Here is an 18,158-nt window from a genome sequence, read left to right as displayed (position 1 = left end):
CGACCCGGCCGATACCGTAGACGCTCGCGGTGTGATCAATTGCGGGATCACGGTTTCACCGAGCGGTCCCATCGAACGGGCAGTGGCCGTCAACCAGCCGGCCGTCGAGCTGCTGCTCAGTCTCGGACTGACAGATCGGCTTTCCGGGATCGCGCTCGGTGACGACCGGCTTCTGCCGGAGCTCGAACCTGCGGCTTCCGAGGTGTACGCATTCGACACGGAGTTCCCCTCGTTCGAATCGGTGCTGGATCGTGAGCCGGATTTCGTCTACACCACTTTCGACTACACATTCACCGATGAGGGAATTGCGGATCGCGACCGGTTCACCGAAATGGGAATCTCGACGTATCAGTCTCCGAGCGAATGCACGGGGCAGGACGCCGTGCAGGATTCCGAGCTCACTCTCGACGACCTGTACTCCGAGATCCTGGACGTATCCACGCTGTTCGGTGTCCGCGAACGCGGCGATGACCTGGTCGGCGATCTGCGTGGGCGGGCCGAGACGGCTGCTGGAAGTATCGACGCCTCCGAGGTGAGACTCGCATGGTGGTATGCGGGAACTGCCAGTCCGTACATTGCCGGATGCTGCGGTGCTCCAGGAATCATGACGCGCGAGGTCGGGGCGCAGAACGCGTTCGGCGACAGTCGACAATTGTGGCCCGAGGTGGGATGGGAGAGCATCCTCGATCGTGATCCCACCGTCCTCGTCTTGGCCGATCTCACCCGTGGCAGTGACGGCGACAGCGCCGAGGAGAAGATCAGTTTCCTCGAATCGGATCCGGTGGCCAGTCGTCTGACCGCGGTGCAGAACAAGCGCTACATCATCCTCGAAGGCACCACCATGGATCCGTCCATCCGCAACATCGGAGGAATCGAGCAGCTCGCCACCGGCCTTCGCGAACTGGGTGTGGCGCAATGACACCCGATGAATTGGTCGAGCGCTGGGACAATCAGCAGGCGGCCGATATCGCCGACGGGAAGGGTGATTCACGACGATTCTCGACGCGCTCAGAGCTCGCGACAGGCGGTCACAGGCCCATCGGGGACCTGCTAGACGACGAACGCGCCGATCACGTGACGCGCTCGGACTGCTCGGCCAGGGCGACGACGGCGGTACCATCACGACTCGTGCGCACTCTCGCGATTCCCTCCCCCGAGAAGATGCGTCCTCGCTGGGCTTCTTACGCTGCCGTATCGGCCGCCCGGGGGAGCCGGTGGGCCGAAGGATGCTACGCGCGTGGGGCGACTTGGCATTTCGACGACGGTGGCGGGAATTGGGCAGATCTGCGCTGGCACAGCAGGTCGGAAGCTGTCTTGATCGGTTACGACCACGAATACTCCGAAACCTACTTCGACGCCGCGGCCGACTATTTCGACCGCAGCGAAACAGATCTGTTCGCTGGTGTTCCGTCGTGGTGGAGACATGCGGCGTCCGGTTACATCGAACGCCAGCGTCGAACCGGTGAGTGGATCGGCTTCGTCTACGGCTTCGACGGCTACCGGTGGAGTCGAGCCGACTACACCGAACCCGACGGGTTCGACGCACTCGGTCTCCCCTTCTCGAGTGACGCCACCTGCAGCCGGCGTATCGCCGACCTGCTGAATTCTTGGAAGCCCCACGACCGCGCTACCTCTCACACCGTCGCCTCCCTGCTCTATCGAGGTCACACCCTCGATCGCAGCACGGCCGACTCGGTGTTCGGGGCCCGAAGACTCGATGTTGACGCAGCCGTAGCGGCCGCCAACGCCTTCACACCGCTTCCCCGGGGCGACCACTGAGGCTGGTCGGTGTCGCGCATCGCATGCGCCGCCGATCTACCGGTATCAGCGCCCTCCGTTCGAATGGTGTTCTGGCACAGCAGATACACCTGGCCTGGGGCCACGTCGACGAGCATTCGGCGTCACCCCGAACAACTCGAGGACGGCTTGCTCGTCGCCGGCGAGCGTACCGGTGCGCCAGCGTTTGATCTGCCGATACAGCCACTCTCCGAGTCGCTCACCGTCATCGGTGGTGTAGTGGACAGGCACCTCCGCGGTGCCATGCACTTCACGGTACGCGGCCAGTTCGGTGAGCATGCGTAGCCGCTTGGCATCGACCCGAGGAATCGGCTCGACCCGCCAGTCGAAGCCGACCGCATCGAGCTCTCGTTCACGCTGAGAAGGAAGCGTTCGGGTCGCGCGCGCAATCCGTTGCCGCTCCACCCAACGTCCGAGTCGAAATCCGTCTGCGGTCACGAGATCACCGGTGACCGACACGCGTTGAGCATGCGCGGCGTACCTCCGGACGGCCGGGGACAGCGCTCGAGGCTGTTGGGACGGACGGGTTCTGTGGGCGACGGTGGATGCTCGCATAGACCCAGTATGAACCGCCGACGGCCAGGAGAACCATCGAACGTGAACGCCGCGCGTCGTGCACGCGTCGCGAAGCGGGCATCGGTGATGAGCACGGACTCCGAATTCAGAATGCCGAGAGCCCCGCAACAGCAAAGTTGAGGAAGGCCTCGAACGTCCTCTCCGGATCCGCGGCTCCACCTTGCTCGTTCAACGATCCGGTCGTCTCGCCGAGAATGAACCCAGACAGGAGGGCGAACAGAGTCTTGCGGGCGTAGACGAGTTCGGCCTCGTCGACGCCGGCACGGGAGAGGATCCGGTCGAGCGCTCGCCAGAGGAGATGGTCGCCTCCGGTGACTTCCGGGTGCGACAGCGCGTAGAGCCACAGGGAGGGGTGTCGGCGAGCGCTGGCGCGGCATGCGTAGCCGAGTGCACGCAACTGCTCCCCCCAGGGGGCCTCGTCCTCGGGCACGTCCAGTTGGAGGGCCACCAGGGCGCACACTCTCTGGAGTAGCGCGGTCTTGTTGTCGACATGGTGATAGAGCGACATCGGGTTGACGTCCAGTTCGACTGCCAGCTTGCGCATGGACAGGCCCTCCACGCCGCCCGCATCGACGAGGCGCAGAGCTGTCGAATAGATCTCGTCCGGGGTAAGAGGTGCGCCCCGATGCGCGCTCACAGCCATACGCCGTATGCTAGCGATCGCCATACAGTGTATGGCTGGTGACTGTGAGCGGTCACCGGCCTCGGGCGACAAGGAGCTCTCGATGACTGCGACCCGATCCATCCCCGCGCTGCGCGGGGTGCCGTTCCTCGGCAATGCCCTGCAACTGTCCGGCGATGTGCCCACGGAGTTCCTGGTCGAGGCAGCGGACAAGCACCCCGAAGGGATCTATCGGGTGGATATCCTCGGTCGTCAGGCGCTGTTCGTCTACGACCCCGACCTGGTCGACGAGGTCTGCGACGAGACGCGGTTCTACAAGAGCGTCGCGCCCCCACTGTCGATCGTGCGCGACTTCGCCGGCGACGGCCTGTTCACCGCCCGCGGCAACGAACCGGTCTGGGGCCAGGCCCACCGAATCCTGATGCCCGCATTCGGGCAACGATCCATGAAAACCTACTTCCCCCAGATGCTCGAGGTCGCCGAAGCCCTGGCCACCTCGTGGGCGGCTCGGCAGAGCGAGGATCTTGCCGTCGCAGACGATATGACCCGCCTGACCCTGGACACCATCGCCCTCACCGGCTTCGGATACCGATTCGACTCCTTCTCCTCCCCGCAACTGCACCCGTTCCTACAGGCAATGGGCAATGCCTTGACCGAGGCCATGGTTCGCGCCAGGCAGCCTCTGATGGTCACCCGCATGCGTGCGCGGCGGGAAGAGGCCTACCGGGCCGACATCCACGCCATGCAGGAGTTGGTGGACGACGTCATACACCAGCGCCGCGGCCACGGTCATGACGGTGGGACAGACCTTCTCGGCCTGATGCTCGAAGCAGCAGACCCCCGCACCGGGGATCCGTTGCCCGAGGAGAACATACGCAATCAAGTGCTGACATTCCTCATCGCAGGCCATGAAACGACCAGCGGATTGCTGTCTTTCGCGCTGTACAACCTGCTCCGCAACCCCCATGTGCTCGCGCAGGCCTATCGGGAGGTGGACCGCTTCCTTCCCGACGGGAGCGTTCCGAGCTACGAGACAATCATGAGACTCGACGTGATCCCTCGTGTGCTCGAGGAGACGCTGCGGATCTGGTCGCCCATCCCTGGGATCATCCTCAAGCCTTTCGCCGATACCACGATCGGGCAATACCGCGTCCTCGCGGGTCAACAGATCTTCGTGCTGTTGCCCGCCCTGCATCGGCACACCAAGGCGTGGGACCGCCCCGACGAATTCGACATCGACAGATGGCTCCCCGAGCGCAGGGACGAGCACCATCGTGCCGGGTACAAACCGTTCGGGAACGGTGAACGTGCCTGCATCGGGCGCCAGTTCGCCCTCACCGAAGCACGCCTGGCCCTCGCGATGATCCTGCAGAAATTCGCGATCAGCGATCCCCACGCCTACCGAATGCAGGTGAAGCAGACACTCACCCTCAAGCCCGAGGGTTTCACCATCCGTGTCCGCGAACGTCGTCCCCACGAGCGGGCAACCATGCCCGCCCCGGCCACCGACCCGAAGACCCATGAGGAACCCGTCGGCGCGGTGACCGCCGGCACCGCACTCACTGTCGCCTACGGATCCAATCTGGGCACCTGTACCGACATCGCCGAACGGCTCGCCGAGCGGGCCGGACGATCCGGCTTCGCGGTGCACCTGACGACCCTCGACGAACTCGCCGCGGAGCCACCTCGAGATGGGATGCTCGCAGTGATCACGTCCAGCTACAACGGGCGAGCACCCGACAACGCCCAACTCTTCGACTCCCTCGACGAGATGCCGTCGCTGGAGGGAGTGCGATTGGCGCTGCTGGGGTGCGGCGACACGCAATGGCCCACCTACCAGGCCTTTCCCCGTCGCGCCTACGCGAAACTCACCGCAGCCGGGGCGGTTCCACTGATCGACCGTGGCGAGGCCGATGCAGCCGGCGACTTCGACGGTGGTGTCAGCGCATGGACCTCGGCTCTGTGGAAAACGTTGGCTGCGGCGTACGGCGCGACCGCTGCGGACCGCGGTTCCCGCTACCGCATGGAAGTCCTCACCGAAGCCGACATTCGACCCGACGTGCTCTCCGCGACCGCCGTCCCGCTGACTGTGGTCGAGAACCGGGAACTCACCGGCGATCCGTCCGGACTGTGGGACTTCAGCCTCGAAGCTCCCCGCCCCGGCGTTCGTTCGATCGTGGCCGAACTTCCCGACGACGTTCCCTATGCCGCCGGCGACCACCTCGCCGTCTTCGCCAGGAACGAACCCGAACAGGTCCGACGGGCACTGCACCTGCTCCGAACCTCCCACAACCAGGTCATCCGGCTGCGCACCCGAGGAACCACACATCTCCCCGTGGACACGCCGGTCACATCCGCACTGCTGCTGACCGAATTCTCCGAACTGCAGGAGCCGGCCACCCGCGCCGACCTCGAAACGCTCGCCGCCCACACCCGCTGCCCGGACACACTCCGACAACTCGCAACGCTCGCAGACTCCTACACAGAGGAGATCCTGACCAAACGCGTGTGCGTGCTCGACCTGCTCGAACGGTTCACCGCGATCACGCTGCCACTGGCGGTCTTCCTGGAGACAGCGGGCCCGATCCGGCCGCGCTACTACTCCATCTCGTCTTCGCCCCTGGCTTCACCGAAACATGTCCGGCTCACGGTCGGGCTCGTCGACGGGCCCTCATGGTCGGGTTCCGGCCGGTATCGCGGAACCTGCTCTGCCTACCTGGCCGACCTCGCCCCGGGCGACGTCTTCTACGGCCACGTTCGCACCCCCGTACCGGCTTTCCGACTGCCCGACGACCCGGACACACCGGTCATCCTGATCGGGCCGGGTACCGGCATCGCCCCCTTGAGAGGATTCCTGGAAGAACGGGCCAACACCGCGTCCACAGGACCGGTCGAGCTCTTCACCGGATGTCGCCACCCCGAGCACGACCGTCTCTACGCCGACGATCTCGACACGTGGCATGCAGCCGGTCTGGTGCGGGTGCACACGGCGTACTCCGCGCTGCCCGACCACCCGGACCGATTCGTCCAGCAGGCCCTCGTCACCGAAGCCGACCGAATCCGGGAACTGCTCGAGCGAGGAGCACACATCTACGTGTGCGGAGACGGGCTGCACATGGCGCCGGCCGTACGACGGGCACTTGCACAGATCCTTACCGGACGGACCGGCGCCGACGGCGAGACCGCGCTACGCCGTCTCGAGTCCGAAGGCCGCTTCCACCAGGACATCTTCGCTTGAGATAGGAGTCTCGAAGGGTAGTGCCCGTACCGATATCGGTGCTCTGTCGCGTCAAACAGCCGGCACCAGCACTGTCCCGGCGCCGCGCACCGCCTCCACGTCGACCGGCAGCGATCGGAGGGGTTCTCCGTCGGCGTAGACGGTGATGCCCGGGCACTCGAGCCGCACCCGTCGTGCGCGGCGCACCATCACCTCGGGCAGGTCGACGTGGGTACCCCGGTATACGGTCGGGAACAGGCGCAGGAGGCGAGAACGGTTCGCCGAGGTGGCGACCACCACGTCGAGCAGACCGTCGTCGAGCAGCGCACCCGGTGCGATTCGCATGCCGCCCCCGTAAGTGGAGGCGTTGCCTACGGCCACCAATGTTGCGTCGAGTTCGATGGCCGGTTCGTCGTCGAAGGTGATCCGGTACGGGAGCAGTCGCAGGTTCACCAGTTCGACGACTGTGGCGGCGTTGTACCTCAGTCGGCCGCGCGGCCACTTCATGCGGTTGGCGCGATCGGTGACGAGAGCGTCGAATCCTCCCGCGAGCACAGTGCCGAACCACTGGGCCGGCCCCTCGGTCGAGGAAACTCGGCCCAGATCGATGGTTCGTCGCCGGCCCGTGGCGACCACATCGGCTGCTGCTGCCGGGTCGTCGGGAATGCCGAGGACGCGGGCGAGATCGTTTCCCGTTCCGGCAGGGACGATCCCGACGGGCGTGCCGGTGGTGGCGGCTGCCTGCCATGCCTGCCAGACGATGCCGTCGCCGCCGACAGCGACGACCGCGTCGATGCCGTCCTCGACTGCGTGGCGGGTGAGTGCGATCGATTCCTCGACGGAATCGGCGGCGATGTGGGCGATGCGCAGCCCGTGTTCGCGTAGTCGCGCGCTGGCGACCGCGAGCGTGTGATGAGCATCCTTGTCGGCAGCCGGATTGCTCAGCACGACAATCGATCCGGCAGTCACGGGATCAGCTTTCCGGGATTGAGGATGTGGTGCGGATCGAGAGTGTTCTTGATGGCACGGAGCACTTCCACGCCGCAGTCCCCTATCTCGTCCGTCATCCACGGCAGGTGGTCTCGTCCGACGGCGTGATGATGGGTGATGGTTCCGCCGGCAGCGACCATCGCCGCGGTGGCCGCCTGCTTCGCCGCGGTCCATTGCGCCACCGTGTCTTCGGTCTGCGCGCACACGATTGTGAAATACAGTGACGCGCCGGCCGGATACGTGTGCGAGATGTGGCACATCACCAGCGGTGGCGTGCCGCCCTCGCGGAGTGTGGCGGTGAGCGCCTCGGTCACCGCTGCACGCAGCCGCGACAAATTCGACCAGGTGGTCGCGGTTTCGAGCGTCTCCGCGAGGGCACCCGCCTGTAGCAGCGCGTCCCTCAGGTGTGGTGCGCCGAATCGTCCGTGTTCCCATTGGCGAGCAGGCTCCGCTCCGAGGTCGACCCCTCCTGCTGCGCTGAGGATTTCCTGCACTGCCGCCGCACGGTCGCGCACGTATCGCTCGTCGCCCTCGATGGTGGTCACCGCGAGACATCCGCCAGGAGATGTGCGCCCGATGTCCTTGTGCAGTGCGAGGTTGAGGCCGGTTTCGGCCTCGTCCGAGAGCCGGAGCACGGTCGGCGGCAGGCCGCCCTGGACGAGAGTTCGAAGTGCGTCCGCGCCGGTAGTGAAATCCGGGAAGCTCCATGCCCGGTGCTCGACCACGGCGGGAATGGGATGGATGCGTACACCGACCTCGGTGATGATTCCGAAAGTCCCCTCGGAGCCGAGGAAGAGTTGTCGCAGATCCGGGCCGGCTGCGGAGGCCGGCGGGTGACCGACCCGGATGGCGCCGCGTGGTGTGGCCACCGTCATGTGTTCGACCAGGTCGTCGAACCTCCCGTATCCAGCAGAGGCCTGACCGGAAGACCGAGTGGCTGCGAACCCGCCGATGGTTGCGTGCCGAAAACTCTGAGGGTAGTGGCCGAGCGAGAATCCGTGGCTGCCGAGCAACTCTTCGGCCTGAGGCCCGGTGGCACCGGCCTGCACGGTGGCGATACGTGAGATGGGGTCGAGGTCGGTGAGTGCGTTCAATCGGCGGAGATCCACAGCGATCACTGCGGACAAGCGGCCGGAATCAGGATCGACTCCCCCGACGACACTGGTACCTCCGCCGAATGGGACAACCGCAATCGACTGTGCTGCACAGTATTCGAGGAGGCCTAGGACCTCGCCGTGATCGGCGGGCAGAACCACCGCGTCCGGCGCCGCCTGCGGATCAGAGCCCTGCCGATGCAACAGGTCCAGAGTGCTTTTGCCGCCGGCGCGACGGAGGCGCGTGGCGTCGTCGTCGAGGACGTGCTCGGCACCGAGGAGGCGAACGAGCTCGGCTCGATACTCCGGGGCGAGTCGGGTAGGGGCGAGTCGGACGTCGGATTCGGCGAGCGGGGCCCGCTGGCGGTGGACTCCGAGTGCCTGCTCGAGCAGGGTGTGCACCTCGGGGCCCAGTTCGGTTCGATGTTCGGCCGTCCCCCATGCGTCCCACTCCATCTCCGGAGCGAGCTGATCGGGTCGTTGGGGACTAAAACTCTCAGTCATGCGTTACAGTTTTACACATGAAGCCAGTTCGTAACGACACATTCGGTGATGCGGTGTCCCCGCAGCACCCGCTGTCACCCGATTCCGAGCGACCCGGCGACAGCATCGAGGACAAAATTCTCGACGCTGCCCGCTCCTGCCTGGTCGACTTCGGATTACGACGCACCACCCTCGCCGAGATCGCTCGACGCGCAGGCGTCAGCCGACCTACCGTCTACCGTCGATGGCCAGATACGGACTCGGTCCTCGCCGACCTGCTCACCAGGGAAATCCGTGCCGCGCTTCCCGACACACGCGGTGTCGGGCCCACCCGCACGCTTCTGGTGTCGGCGGTCGTCGCCGCCGCCTACGACATCGGCGCGCACCCGATCTTCGAGAAGGTGTTGCGCACCGATCCGGAAGTGTTCATCACGTACATCGTCGACCGCCTCGGCACCAGCCAGCGCGTCATCCTCGATGTCCTCGTCACTGCCATCGAACAGGGCCAGAGCGATGGCTCCATCCGCGCCGGCAATCCGCACGCGCTCGCAGCGTTCATCCTGCTCACCGCGCAATCGACGGTGCAATCCGTCCGCATGATCAGCGAAATCGTCGACCACCGAGCCCTACTCGACGAGCTCGGCCATGCCATCGATTCCTACCTCGCCCCCACCGAAAGGCACTGATGATGACCCCCACCGGGTCGAGCGCCCTGAACGCCACCCGCCGCACCCGCGAGCTCGAGGAACTCGGCGAGCACACCGTCGTCGACCTCCTCGTCATCGGCGGTGGCGTCACCGGCGCAGGTGTCGCTCTCGATGCCGCCAGCCGAGGGTTGAGCGTCGTGCTCGCCGAACGCCACGATCTCGCGTTCGGCACCAGTCGCTGGAGCTCGAAACTCGTACACGGCGGATTGCGTTACCTCGCCTCGGGAAACATCGGCATTGCCCGTGAGAGCGCCGTCGAGCGCAACATCATCATGATGCGTACCGCGCCTCATCTCGTCCGACCTCTTCCTCAACTCGTGCCGCTCCTGCCGTCCGTGGGCGCCGCCGAAGCCGCGCTGGTCCGCGCCGGCTTCCTCGCCGGAGACGCGCTGCGCGCCAGCGCAGCAACACCGGCCACCGTTCTTCCGCGATCCCGGCGCCTCGACGCGACACGTACCGCAGCGCTCGCCCCGGCCGTTCGAAGGGCCGGGCTACGCGGTGGCCTCCTCGCCTACGACGGTCAGCTCGTCGACGACGCCCGGTTCGTCGTCGCTCTCGCCCGCACGGCCGCCGCGTACGGGGCGCGGATCCTCACCCGCGTCGAAGCCCGCGATGTCACCGGCGACGGCGCCACCCTCCACGACACCCTCACCGGCACGGACCTGGATGTCCGTGCCCGCGCCGTCGTGAATGCCGCCGGGGTGTGGGCCGGTCGTGTCGATCCCACCATCCGGTTGCGACCCAGCCGCGGTACCCACCTCGTGCTCGATGCGGCGACGCTCGGGAACCCGACCGCCGCGCTCACAGTGCCGATCCCGGGCGAGCGCAACCGGTTCGTGTTCGCCCTACCTGCCCAACTCGGCCGCGTCTACCTCGGATTGACCGACGAGGAAGCGCCTGGTGAGCTGCCGGACGTGCCCCAGGCCAGCGACGGTGAGATCGGTTTCCTGCTCGACACGGTCAATACGGCACTCGCGACACCACTGACGCGCGACGACGTGCTGGGAACATTCGCCGGATTACGCCCACTGCTCGACACCACCGCGTCCGACACCGGGGGTTCGACAGCCGACCTGTCGCGCAAACACGCGGTCATCAGGACGGAGGGCGGGCCGATCGGCATCGTCGGCGGCAAGCTCACCACCTACCGAAAGATGGCCGAGGACGCCGTCGACGCGGCCATCGAAGTGGCCGGCCTGACTGCGCGGCAGTGCCGCACCCGGCAACTGCCGGTGGTCGGCGCTGCGAACTCCGCAGTGCTCGGCATGCTGACGGCGCCGCATTCACTGGTGCAGCGATACGGAACCGAGGCGGCGCTGCTTGCGGCCGATCTCACCCGGATGGAGCCCATTGCACCCGGAATCGACATCACGAGAGCGGAAGTGGAGTTCGCTGTGAGCCACGAAGGTGCGCTCGACGTCGACGACGTGCTCGATCGTCGCACTCGCATCGGGTTGGTGCCGAGAGAGCGGACGCTCGCCGAAAACGCGGTCTCGACCGTATTCGAGTAAACCGTTGGACCGCGCCTTCACATAGGTGAAATCGTGAGGGGCATGACCTCCTTCGCCGCCTCCGACGCCATCTCGCTCGCCGCTGCGCACGGCGTGCACCTGTCCGTGGAGGACGCCACAGTGAACGAAGCCGGCCTGGACTACCGCGTAGTCATGGCTTCCGACGACACGGGGCAACGCTGGGTACTGCGCGTACCACGCCGCGACGACGTCTCTGCGGGCATGGCCACCGAAATGCGCATCCTCGACCTGGTCTCCCCCGTCCTGGCAGAGGCCGGTATCGCCGTCCCACACTGGCAGATCCGCGCCCCGGAGCTGATCGCCTATCCTGCCTTACCCGGCGCGCCCGGATTGACCCTCACCGACACCGGAGAACCTGTCTGGCACATGGACCCTGCCAGCCCCGACTACGCCCGGCGCCTGGGACACCTATTGGCCCGCCTGCACTCCATCGGCGCGCAGCAGGCAGAAGCCGCGGGCGTCGAGGTACGCAGCCCCGCCCAGGTACGCCAGTCATGGCGAGACGACATCGAGCGAGTGAGTGCGGCTTTCACCGTCGCCCCGTCCCTGAGCCGGGCATGGCAGACCTGGCTCGAGGACGAGAGCTGCTGGCCGGAAGAGACAGTCATGACACACGGTGAGATCTACCCCGCGCATGTCCTGCTCGGCGAGAACGGCGCGATCACCGGGATCCTCGACTGGACCACCGCCCGTGTCGACGACCCGGCCCGCGACATGTCCGCCCAGTACGGCGCCGTCGGTGAGGAGATGCTGCACGCCACCATCGACTCCTACGCTGCTGCCGGAGGGCGCACGTACCCCGGGCTCGCAGCCCAGGCCGCACATCTGTGGGACGCCTCCCCCATCGGATACGCCCTCTACGCCCTGACCACCCAAGCAGAAGCCGACCTCACCACAGCAGCCGCCATGCTCAACCCGGTCTGACAACCTCAGCGCGTCACGGCACCAGACAGCCCGGCCAGGGCCTGGTCGACGTGGGCAGTCCATTGCTGTGAGTCGATTCTGTGCACCGCCGACTCACTGGGGAAAGCACTGGAGATCACCACATCCGGTGTCAGCGTGCCCAACAGCCGCAGACTGTCGGCCAGGGTACGGGCGTCGCTGAAGCTTTCGATGTAGCCGGCCGTCCACTCTCCTGACGCACCGACGAACAGAGTGTCGCCGGTGAACAGGTAGCGGGCTCCGTCCGCGCCCGGAACGAGATAGCAGACACTGCCGATGGTGTGCCCGGGTGTCGGAATCACTTCCACTCCATTGTGATCGGTGTGCCGCTCCACCAGCGGGACGTCGATGCGTGCGTGCCGGCCGATCGCGTCGGCCTCGGCAGCGGGTGCATGCAACTTCGCACCGAACCGGTCGGTGATCCTTCCGAGCATCGGCCCCGCTTCGTCCTGATGAGACAGATACTGATCAGTGAATCCGCCTCGTCGTTCCAATGCGGCGAAGTCGGCCTCGCCGGCGACCGAGTAGAACAGCACGTTGGTGTTTCCGGTCCACAGGTAGGCATGGGTAGTCAGGCCGGGGAACGGATTGTCTTGTTGTGTTTCCCACAGGTCAGGCAGTACTTGACGCATCGTTGTTGCTCCTCGTTGTCAGTGTTGAACCACAACTCCACGGTGCAACCTCGAGTCCACTCGAGGTCAAGGCCCATGGATGTGAGCATTCCATTTCCCGCAACCACCCTGGTGTTGCCGCGCGCGCAATCGCGGGAGCAGGAAGCCGACACGCGCGCGCGAACCTTGTCCCCGTCGTCGAATTCCGGACAGCCAGATGCGGCCCAGTCTCACTGCCCGCGGGGAGTGACCCAGATCGTGATGTCCGCGTGCACGACCTCGGTTCCGGCAGTGTCGTAGACACACACCGGGACAACCAGTTCCAGACCTTCGGGAACCGATGCGAAGTCCGGGAGCGAGCCGAGTTCGGCCACCGCGCGAAGACCGGATTCTGCCTTGGCGAGGTACTGGGTGGACATCGCCTTCGGAATCCATCGATGCGTCGAGGGCACTGTCGCCTCGGCGAGCATCCCCATGGCCGCTTCGGCGAGGTTGCACGCGGCGATTGCATGGAAGGTACCGAGATGGTTGTGGACGCCCCACCATTTCGGGGCTCGCACCTCGCAGCGGCCAGGCTCGAGCTGAGTGACGCGGGGCAGCACCGTTGCGAAGAAAGGCACGCGCACGCACATGCCTACCGAGAAGAGCGCGGAACCCACGGCATTGCGGGGCAGCTTCAACCAGCTTCGATATGTCGATGTCAGGGCAGATTCCATGCCGTTACCTTACTCCGAAGTAAGAACGGGGCGAGGCGGCTGTGGTTGGATCGAACCATGACCGAGGACAACGACATCGCCACCGTCGTCAGCGCCGGCCGAGTCATCGTGGCCCGGCCCGAAGTTGTATTCGAACTGATCGCCGACCCGACGCAGCAGCCACGCTGGGACGGCAACGACAACCTCGCCCAGGCAGCACCCGGCCAACGAGTGCAGGCGGTCGGCGACGTGTTCACCATGACCCTCAACAACGGCAAGATCCGGGACAATCACGTCGTGGAGTACGAGGAAGGCCGTCTGATCGCCTGGCGGCCGTCACCGCAGGGCGGGCGCCCACCCGGACACCTGTGGCGCTGGGAGCTCGACCCGGTCGACGAGAATCACGTCCGCGTCACGCACACCTACGACTGGACCGAACTGACCGACGAGTCGCGGCTCGAACGCGCACGTGCCACCACATCGGACAAGCTTGCGGCCTCAGTGGACCGACTCGCCGAACTCGCCGAGGCGACTCGTTCCTGATTCTGCCTCGACTCAGCGACCGGGTTCGGCCTTCGCCCGGTGTCGACGGACGGCATCGCGGTTCGCGCAGCGCACAGAGCAGTACCGCTGACGACCGTTGCGGGTGATGTCGACGACGACGGCCGAGCACGGATCGCCCGGAACCCGGCCCGCGGCGCACCGTCCGAGACGGTGCATCCCGCGGGTGGTGAGATGCAGCGCTGTACCGACGCTGATGACGGATCGGAGCACGTCGGGTAACGATTTCTCTTCGGCGCGGTAGTGCAGATGCCACCCCTCGCCGTCGTGATCGGTCAGCCGCGGATACGCCGAAGCACTCGCCATCTGCGCATTGAGCAGGCGTGCGCGTTCCTGCGGGTCGGACGCGTCGACCACGGTCAACCACTCGTCGATGACCATCCGGGTGAGTGCATGGTCGTCCGGCGCCTCGTCGAATTTCATCGTCATCCCGACGTCCCGGGTTCGCGCCTCGATCTCAGCGCGCGTGGCGGGCCAGTCATTGGCCAGTGACGCGGCGAGGACGACTGCATACTCGCCGTAAGGGTTGAGATGCATAACGGCATTACATCATGGTGGTAGGCATGATCACACGGGAAATCTACAACGATCCCACGTCCGTCGATACGCAGAGCCGCACCCACGAACACGGATGGGCAGTCGAGTCGAGTCACTCTACGTCGATGGGTCGAGTGCTCTACGTCCTCTGCGACGCGTGCGGCGCGCGGCGTGTCGATCTCCAACATCACACGCAGGTTCCACCGGCAGCACTGAGCAAAGATCTCATTTGAGAGTGTCGGGCGAGGCGACAGCCAAGACATACATCGTGAACTTCCCTCCCGCCGTGTGGGTTTTCCCACACGCGACCCTCGGAAACCCCGCAACCGGTGGGACGCTCAGTTCCGGCTCCGCAATCGAAGGCCGCTTCCGCTACGGTATCCGTATGTTGTCCACTGCGCGTACCTGGTGGCGGCCGCTCCGGCGGTCGTGACCATTACACGTGTCCCGAGTCGCCTTCCGCTGGCGGCTCGGCTCTGAGAGGCGGACGACGACGTCAGTGCAGGCGGCCCCGATTCGATGGAGCCTTCGATGCCGACAGAATCCGATCCACCCACCACGATCGGCGACATCCTCGTCAGTTCACGGTCACTGGCGGAGTACCGAACGATGTTCACCCTCACCGAAGACGACCTGCGTCGACGGACCCTCGACTGTCCCGGCGGTACTGCAAGTTTCACTGCCGAAGTGTGTGCCGCCGGCGGCGACGTCGCCGCGTGTGATCCGGTCTATGGGCAGTACACGACCATTGACCTGGCAACTATGGCTCAGCGGGAATCCGATCGGGGCAACCGGTACTGCCGCAGTCATGCGGACGATTATGTATGGACATTCTTCTCAGATCCGGACGATCACGCCTTCTCACGCAGCGAAGCCGGCCGTCGGTTCTCGGACGACCGCCGCGCACATCCCGAGCGCTACATCGCAGGCGGACTCCCCCGATTGCCGTTCGACGACAAAGCGTTCGACTTGGTGCTCAGCTCTCACCTGCTGTTCAGCTACGCGGATCGGCTCGATCTGTCGTTCCACCACGATGCTGTGTGTGAACTCATGAGGGTCGCCGCCGCCGAGGTGCGCATCTTCCCTCTCGTCACTCTGGATCAGACCGAGTATCCGCATCTCGACGCCCTGCGACAGCGTCTCGCCGACGATGGCATCACCACTGACATTCGTAGCGTCGATTACGAGTTCCAAGCCGGTGCCAACGCGATGCTCGTGTGCACTCGGAGCACCGATCCGCGATGACGACCTGTCAGGTACGAGAAAGACTTTCCTCGCGTCGTGCGGGTTTCCGATGGTCATGTTCGTGAGGAAACCCGCACGGCGGAAGGAACGTTTACGGAATCACCAGTACCGGCACCGCACCAGGATCCACCAGCGCCGACGCACGGTGGTGAGCAGCGACCAACTCGTCCGCGGTCTGTCGCGGCGGCACCCGATCGAGCAACCATCGCTCGACCAGCAGCGCGACCTTGGCCAGCATCTCGGTACGCAACCGCAGGAACGAATCCTCCGGATCGTCGCCGACCTGACCGAGCAGCACCCACCACGCCCAGGCGACAGCCCCAGCATTGGCAACGAAATCCGGAACCACCGGAATACCTCGGCCGATCAGTGCCACCTCGGCCTCCGGGGTCGTCGCAGCATTCGCGGCCTCGACCACAACCTTCGCAGCGACCTGGTCGACGTTGTCCGTCGTGATCGCATACGAGATCGCGGCGGGGACGAAGATGTCTGCCGCGACACCGACCACGGCCGCGCGCGGCAACTGTTGAACGTGCGCCGGGACCCGCGTGCGGTCGATCTCCCCGTAGGCGTCACGCATTTCCAGTAGAGCCGGAATGTCGAGTCCGTCGGCACAGTACAGCGTGCCTGCGGCATCGGCGACAGCGATCACGCGAACGCCGGCCTCATGCAGATACCATGCGGCACCACCTCCCATGGTGCCGATGCCCTGGATGGCGACGGTCGTGTCGGCCAATGCCCATTCGTGCGCGTGCATGGTGCCGATGCACGCCTGCGCGACGCCGTACCCACCGACCACATCTCCTAGCAGGAAACCGCCGGTCACCGGCGCGTTCAGCGCCGTCCGGACGCGCTGCAGCGTCCGTTCCGGATCCGGGGCGCGCCCGATCGCCGCGTGGTAGGACTGCTGGAGTCCGAGCCGCGCGAAGACGTCGTCGATCAGATGCTGAGGCACCCCCAGATCCTCCGCGGTGACCCAATGTGTGTCCAGCCACGGACGCATCGCGTGGCAGAACCGCTCCAGGACACCGACCGCACGGGGATCCTTCGGGTCGAAGTCGATGCCACCCTTCGCGCCGCCGACCGGCAGGTCGAACACTGCGGTCTTCGCCGCCATCCCGCGGGCCAGATCCTCGACCTCCGACACCGTGCAACCCGCCCTCATTCGGGTGCCGCCGGTGGAAAGCCCGGACACCGAGGTGTGCACGACGAGATAGCCGTGCGCTCCGGTGACCGGGTCGGTCCAGGTCATTCTCAAGAGAGGCTCACGGGGACCTTGTTCTCTGTTGTCCGGTCCTTGCCCGAACGCACGCTCCATCGTCGAGGTCATAGTGAGCCACCCCAATCATCCGCAGTAAATTTTCGTCGCCACGAGTAATCGGCTGACAACGCCAGCGTGCATTCATCCACGACCCCGCGTCCAGTTACGAAACATGAATGATTGCGTTCACGGTTCCTACACAGCCCTTACCCTGGCGGTATGGAGCTGTCCCTGCGCCGGCTACGGATGCTTCGGGAATTACATCGCCGAGGCACCGTGACCGCGGCTGCCGCGGCATTGCATTACACCACCTCGGCCGTCTCCCAACAGCTCGCGTTACTCGAACGAGACGTCGGCGCAACTCTTTTCGTGCGACATGGCCGCCGGGTGCAGCTCACCGACGCCGGCCTCGTCCTCGCCGAACACGCCGAGGAGATCCTCCGCTCGGTGGAACGCGCCACGACCGCTCTCGAACGCACCCAGGACGGAGTCACCGCACGATTGCTCGGGGGCGTGTGGGCGTCGGTCGCGTCGAGTCTGCTGCCGAAGGCGCTGACGTTGCTCGCGGTCGAGCATCCCGGCATCGAGGTCCGCACGAAGGAGCTCGCGCCGGAGGACACCGCGGGTGCCGTCCAGGTCGGGACGTTGGATTTCTCGTTCGTGATCGATTACTCCAACTATCCGATGCCGTGGGATCCCGCGTTGACCCGGGTGGTCATCGCGGTGGAGCGATTGCACGCCGTGATGCCTCCCGGGACGGCACCGGCCGAGACCATGACGTTGGCGGATCTCGCCGAGCATCCGTGGGTGCTGGCCGGACCCACCTCACATTTCGGCCGAGCGGTGCGCATGGCGTGTCAACGCTCCGGGTTCGAGCCCAGGATCAACCACGAGGTCGGCGAGCAGGCGACGGCACTCGCGATGGTCGCTGCGGGCCTGGGCGTCACCCTCGTCTCCGACCTCGGGCTGACCCTGCCTCCACCCGGGATAGAAGTGGTCGCGCTGACCGACCCGCTGATGCGCACGATCTCCATCGCCCATCGCGGCGCCGACGCACAACGACGGCCGCTGCAGTTGGTGATCGACGCGGTCCGCACCGCCGCGGCCGCGCAGGGACTCGCGGTATCGTCACCGTCCGAGGAACCGTCGATCACACACGAGTGAATCCGTTGTGCAGTTTTCGTCGTCGGTCCCCGGCTTGGATTCAGAAGGCCAATGCAACACCCCTGGATGAAGGGGTGCAGTCGTGGCGAGAAGGATTCCGTGGGAGACACGGGCAGCCGCGTAC

General features: G+C 65.7%; 18 protein-coding genes. 10 read left to right on the top strand and 8 right to left on the bottom strand.

The features are described 5' to 3' along the window. Positions 1-82: 82 nt before the first annotated feature. Together EV641_RS27790 and EV641_RS27785 are read left to right on the top strand one after the other, a co-directional pair. Complete coding sequence (locus tag EV641_RS27790) at positions 83-919, top strand: ABC transporter substrate-binding protein (RefSeq protein ID WP_241997519.1); 837 nt, start codon at positions 83-85, stop codon at positions 917-919. Further along, positions 916-1,779, top strand: a complete 864-nt coding sequence (locus tag EV641_RS27785; RefSeq protein WP_241997518.1) for a hypothetical protein — start codon at positions 916-918, stop codon at positions 1,777-1,779. Before EV641_RS27790 ends, EV641_RS27785 begins: the two co-directional genes overlap by 4 nt. 45 nt (positions 1,780-1,824) lie before the next feature. Here EV641_RS27785 and EV641_RS27780 read toward each other — a convergent pair whose 3' ends face one another. Beyond that, positions 1,825-2,352, bottom strand: coding sequence for a helicase associated domain-containing protein (locus EV641_RS27780; protein ID WP_132476574.1), 528 nt, complete (start codon positions 2,350-2,352; stop codon positions 1,825-1,827). 106 nt (positions 2,353-2,458) lie between these two features. Continuing rightward, on the bottom strand, positions 2,459-3,016 hold the full coding sequence (locus tag EV641_RS27775) for a TetR-like C-terminal domain-containing protein (protein WP_158289228.1): 558 nt from the start codon (positions 3,014-3,016) through the stop codon (positions 2,459-2,461). 82 nt (positions 3,017-3,098) lie between these two features. Between EV641_RS27775 and EV641_RS27770 the strand changes: the two genes are divergently transcribed. Continuing rightward, positions 3,099-6,233: a cytochrome P450 gene (locus EV641_RS27770; RefSeq protein ID WP_132476569.1), complete on the top strand. Its 3,135-nt coding sequence runs from the start codon at positions 3,099-3,101 to the stop codon at positions 6,231-6,233. A gap of 51 nt (positions 6,234-6,284) precedes the next feature. Here EV641_RS27770 and EV641_RS27765 read toward each other — a convergent pair whose 3' ends face one another. Both EV641_RS27765 and EV641_RS27760 read right to left on the bottom strand, forming a co-directional pair. Further along, the gene (locus EV641_RS27765) at positions 6,285-7,166 is read right to left on the bottom strand and encodes a diacylglycerol kinase (protein ID WP_132476630.1); all 882 of its coding nucleotides are present in this window, start codon (positions 7,164-7,166) and stop codon (positions 6,285-6,287) included. Between the two features lie 11 nt (positions 7,167-7,177). Continuing rightward, a complete protein-coding gene (locus tag EV641_RS27760; RefSeq protein WP_132476566.1) occupies positions 7,178-8,800 on the bottom strand; it encodes an FAD-binding oxidoreductase in 1,623 nt (540 codons plus the stop codon). Positions 8,801-8,817: 17 nt separating this feature from the next. Between EV641_RS27760 and EV641_RS27755 the strand changes: the two genes are divergently transcribed. The 3 genes from EV641_RS27755 to EV641_RS27745 are packed head-to-tail and all read left to right on the top strand — an operon-like array spanning position 8,818 to position 11,942. Then, complete coding sequence (locus EV641_RS27755) at positions 8,818-9,465, top strand: TetR/AcrR family transcriptional regulator (RefSeq protein ID WP_132476563.1); 648 nt, start codon at positions 8,818-8,820, stop codon at positions 9,463-9,465. A 2-nt stretch (positions 9,466-9,467) separates the two neighbouring features. Then, a complete protein-coding gene (locus EV641_RS27750) occupies positions 9,468-10,997 on the top strand; it encodes a glycerol-3-phosphate dehydrogenase/oxidase (RefSeq protein WP_132476628.1) in 1,530 nt (509 codons plus the stop codon). Positions 10,998-11,039: 42 nt separating this feature from the next. Beyond that, on the top strand, positions 11,040-11,942 hold the full coding sequence (locus EV641_RS27745) for a macrolide 2'-phosphotransferase (protein ID WP_132476560.1): 903 nt from the start codon (positions 11,040-11,042) through the stop codon (positions 11,940-11,942). Positions 11,943-11,947: 5 nt separating this feature from the next. Here EV641_RS27745 and EV641_RS27740 read toward each other — a convergent pair whose 3' ends face one another. Both EV641_RS27740 and EV641_RS27735 read right to left on the bottom strand, forming a co-directional pair. Further along, on the bottom strand, positions 11,948-12,592 hold the full coding sequence (locus EV641_RS27740; RefSeq protein ID WP_054716623.1) for an MBL fold metallo-hydrolase: 645 nt from the start codon (positions 12,590-12,592) through the stop codon (positions 11,948-11,950). A 209-nt stretch (positions 12,593-12,801) separates the two neighbouring features. Next, entirely contained in the window at positions 12,802-13,287 is a 486-nt protein-coding gene (locus tag EV641_RS27735; RefSeq protein ID WP_132476557.1) for a hotdog fold domain-containing protein, read from the bottom strand. A 57-nt stretch (positions 13,288-13,344) separates the two neighbouring features. Here EV641_RS27735 and EV641_RS27730 point away from each other — a divergent pair, with 57 nt between their 5' ends. Further along, a complete protein-coding gene (locus EV641_RS27730) occupies positions 13,345-13,809 on the top strand; it encodes an SRPBCC family protein (protein WP_132476554.1) in 465 nt (154 codons plus the stop codon). Between the two features lie 12 nt (positions 13,810-13,821). Here EV641_RS27730 and EV641_RS27725 read toward each other — a convergent pair whose 3' ends face one another. Next, the gene (locus EV641_RS27725; protein WP_054716621.1) at positions 13,822-14,364 is read right to left on the bottom strand and encodes a CGNR zinc finger domain-containing protein; all 543 of its coding nucleotides are present in this window, start codon (positions 14,362-14,364) and stop codon (positions 13,822-13,824) included. Between the two features lie 26 nt (positions 14,365-14,390). On the opposite strand from EV641_RS27725, the gene EV641_RS27720 reads away from it, so the two are divergent. Together EV641_RS27720 and EV641_RS27715 are read left to right on the top strand one after the other, a co-directional pair. Further along, the gene (locus tag EV641_RS27720) at positions 14,391-14,597 is read left to right on the top strand and encodes a hypothetical protein (protein ID WP_054716626.1); all 207 of its coding nucleotides are present in this window, start codon (positions 14,391-14,393) and stop codon (positions 14,595-14,597) included. 298 nt (positions 14,598-14,895) lie between these two features. Then, positions 14,896-15,609: a hypothetical protein gene (locus EV641_RS27715; protein WP_054716615.1), complete on the top strand. Its 714-nt coding sequence runs from the start codon at positions 14,896-14,898 to the stop codon at positions 15,607-15,609. A gap of 91 nt (positions 15,610-15,700) precedes the next feature. On the opposite strand, the gene EV641_RS27710 is transcribed toward EV641_RS27715, so the two are convergent. Then, positions 15,701-16,939 (bottom strand): Glu/Leu/Phe/Val dehydrogenase dimerization domain-containing protein, encoded by a 1,239-nt coding sequence (locus tag EV641_RS27710; protein ID WP_054716612.1) that lies wholly within the window; start codon positions 16,937-16,939, stop codon positions 15,701-15,703. 150 nt (positions 16,940-17,089) lie between these two features. Between EV641_RS27710 and EV641_RS27705 the strand changes: the two genes are divergently transcribed. Continuing rightward, entirely contained in the window at positions 17,090-18,034 is a 945-nt protein-coding gene (locus tag EV641_RS27705) for a LysR family transcriptional regulator (protein WP_132476551.1), read from the top strand. The last annotated feature ends 124 nt before the right edge of the window (positions 18,035-18,158 follow it).

It is taken from the genome of Rhodococcus sp. SMB37 (assembly GCF_004345605.1).
Classification (GTDB): domain Bacteria; phylum Actinomycetota; class Actinomycetes; order Mycobacteriales; family Mycobacteriaceae; genus Rhodococcus.
Note: the sequence above shows the minus strand (reverse complement) of the source record. Positions and strands in the feature narration are given on the sequence as shown.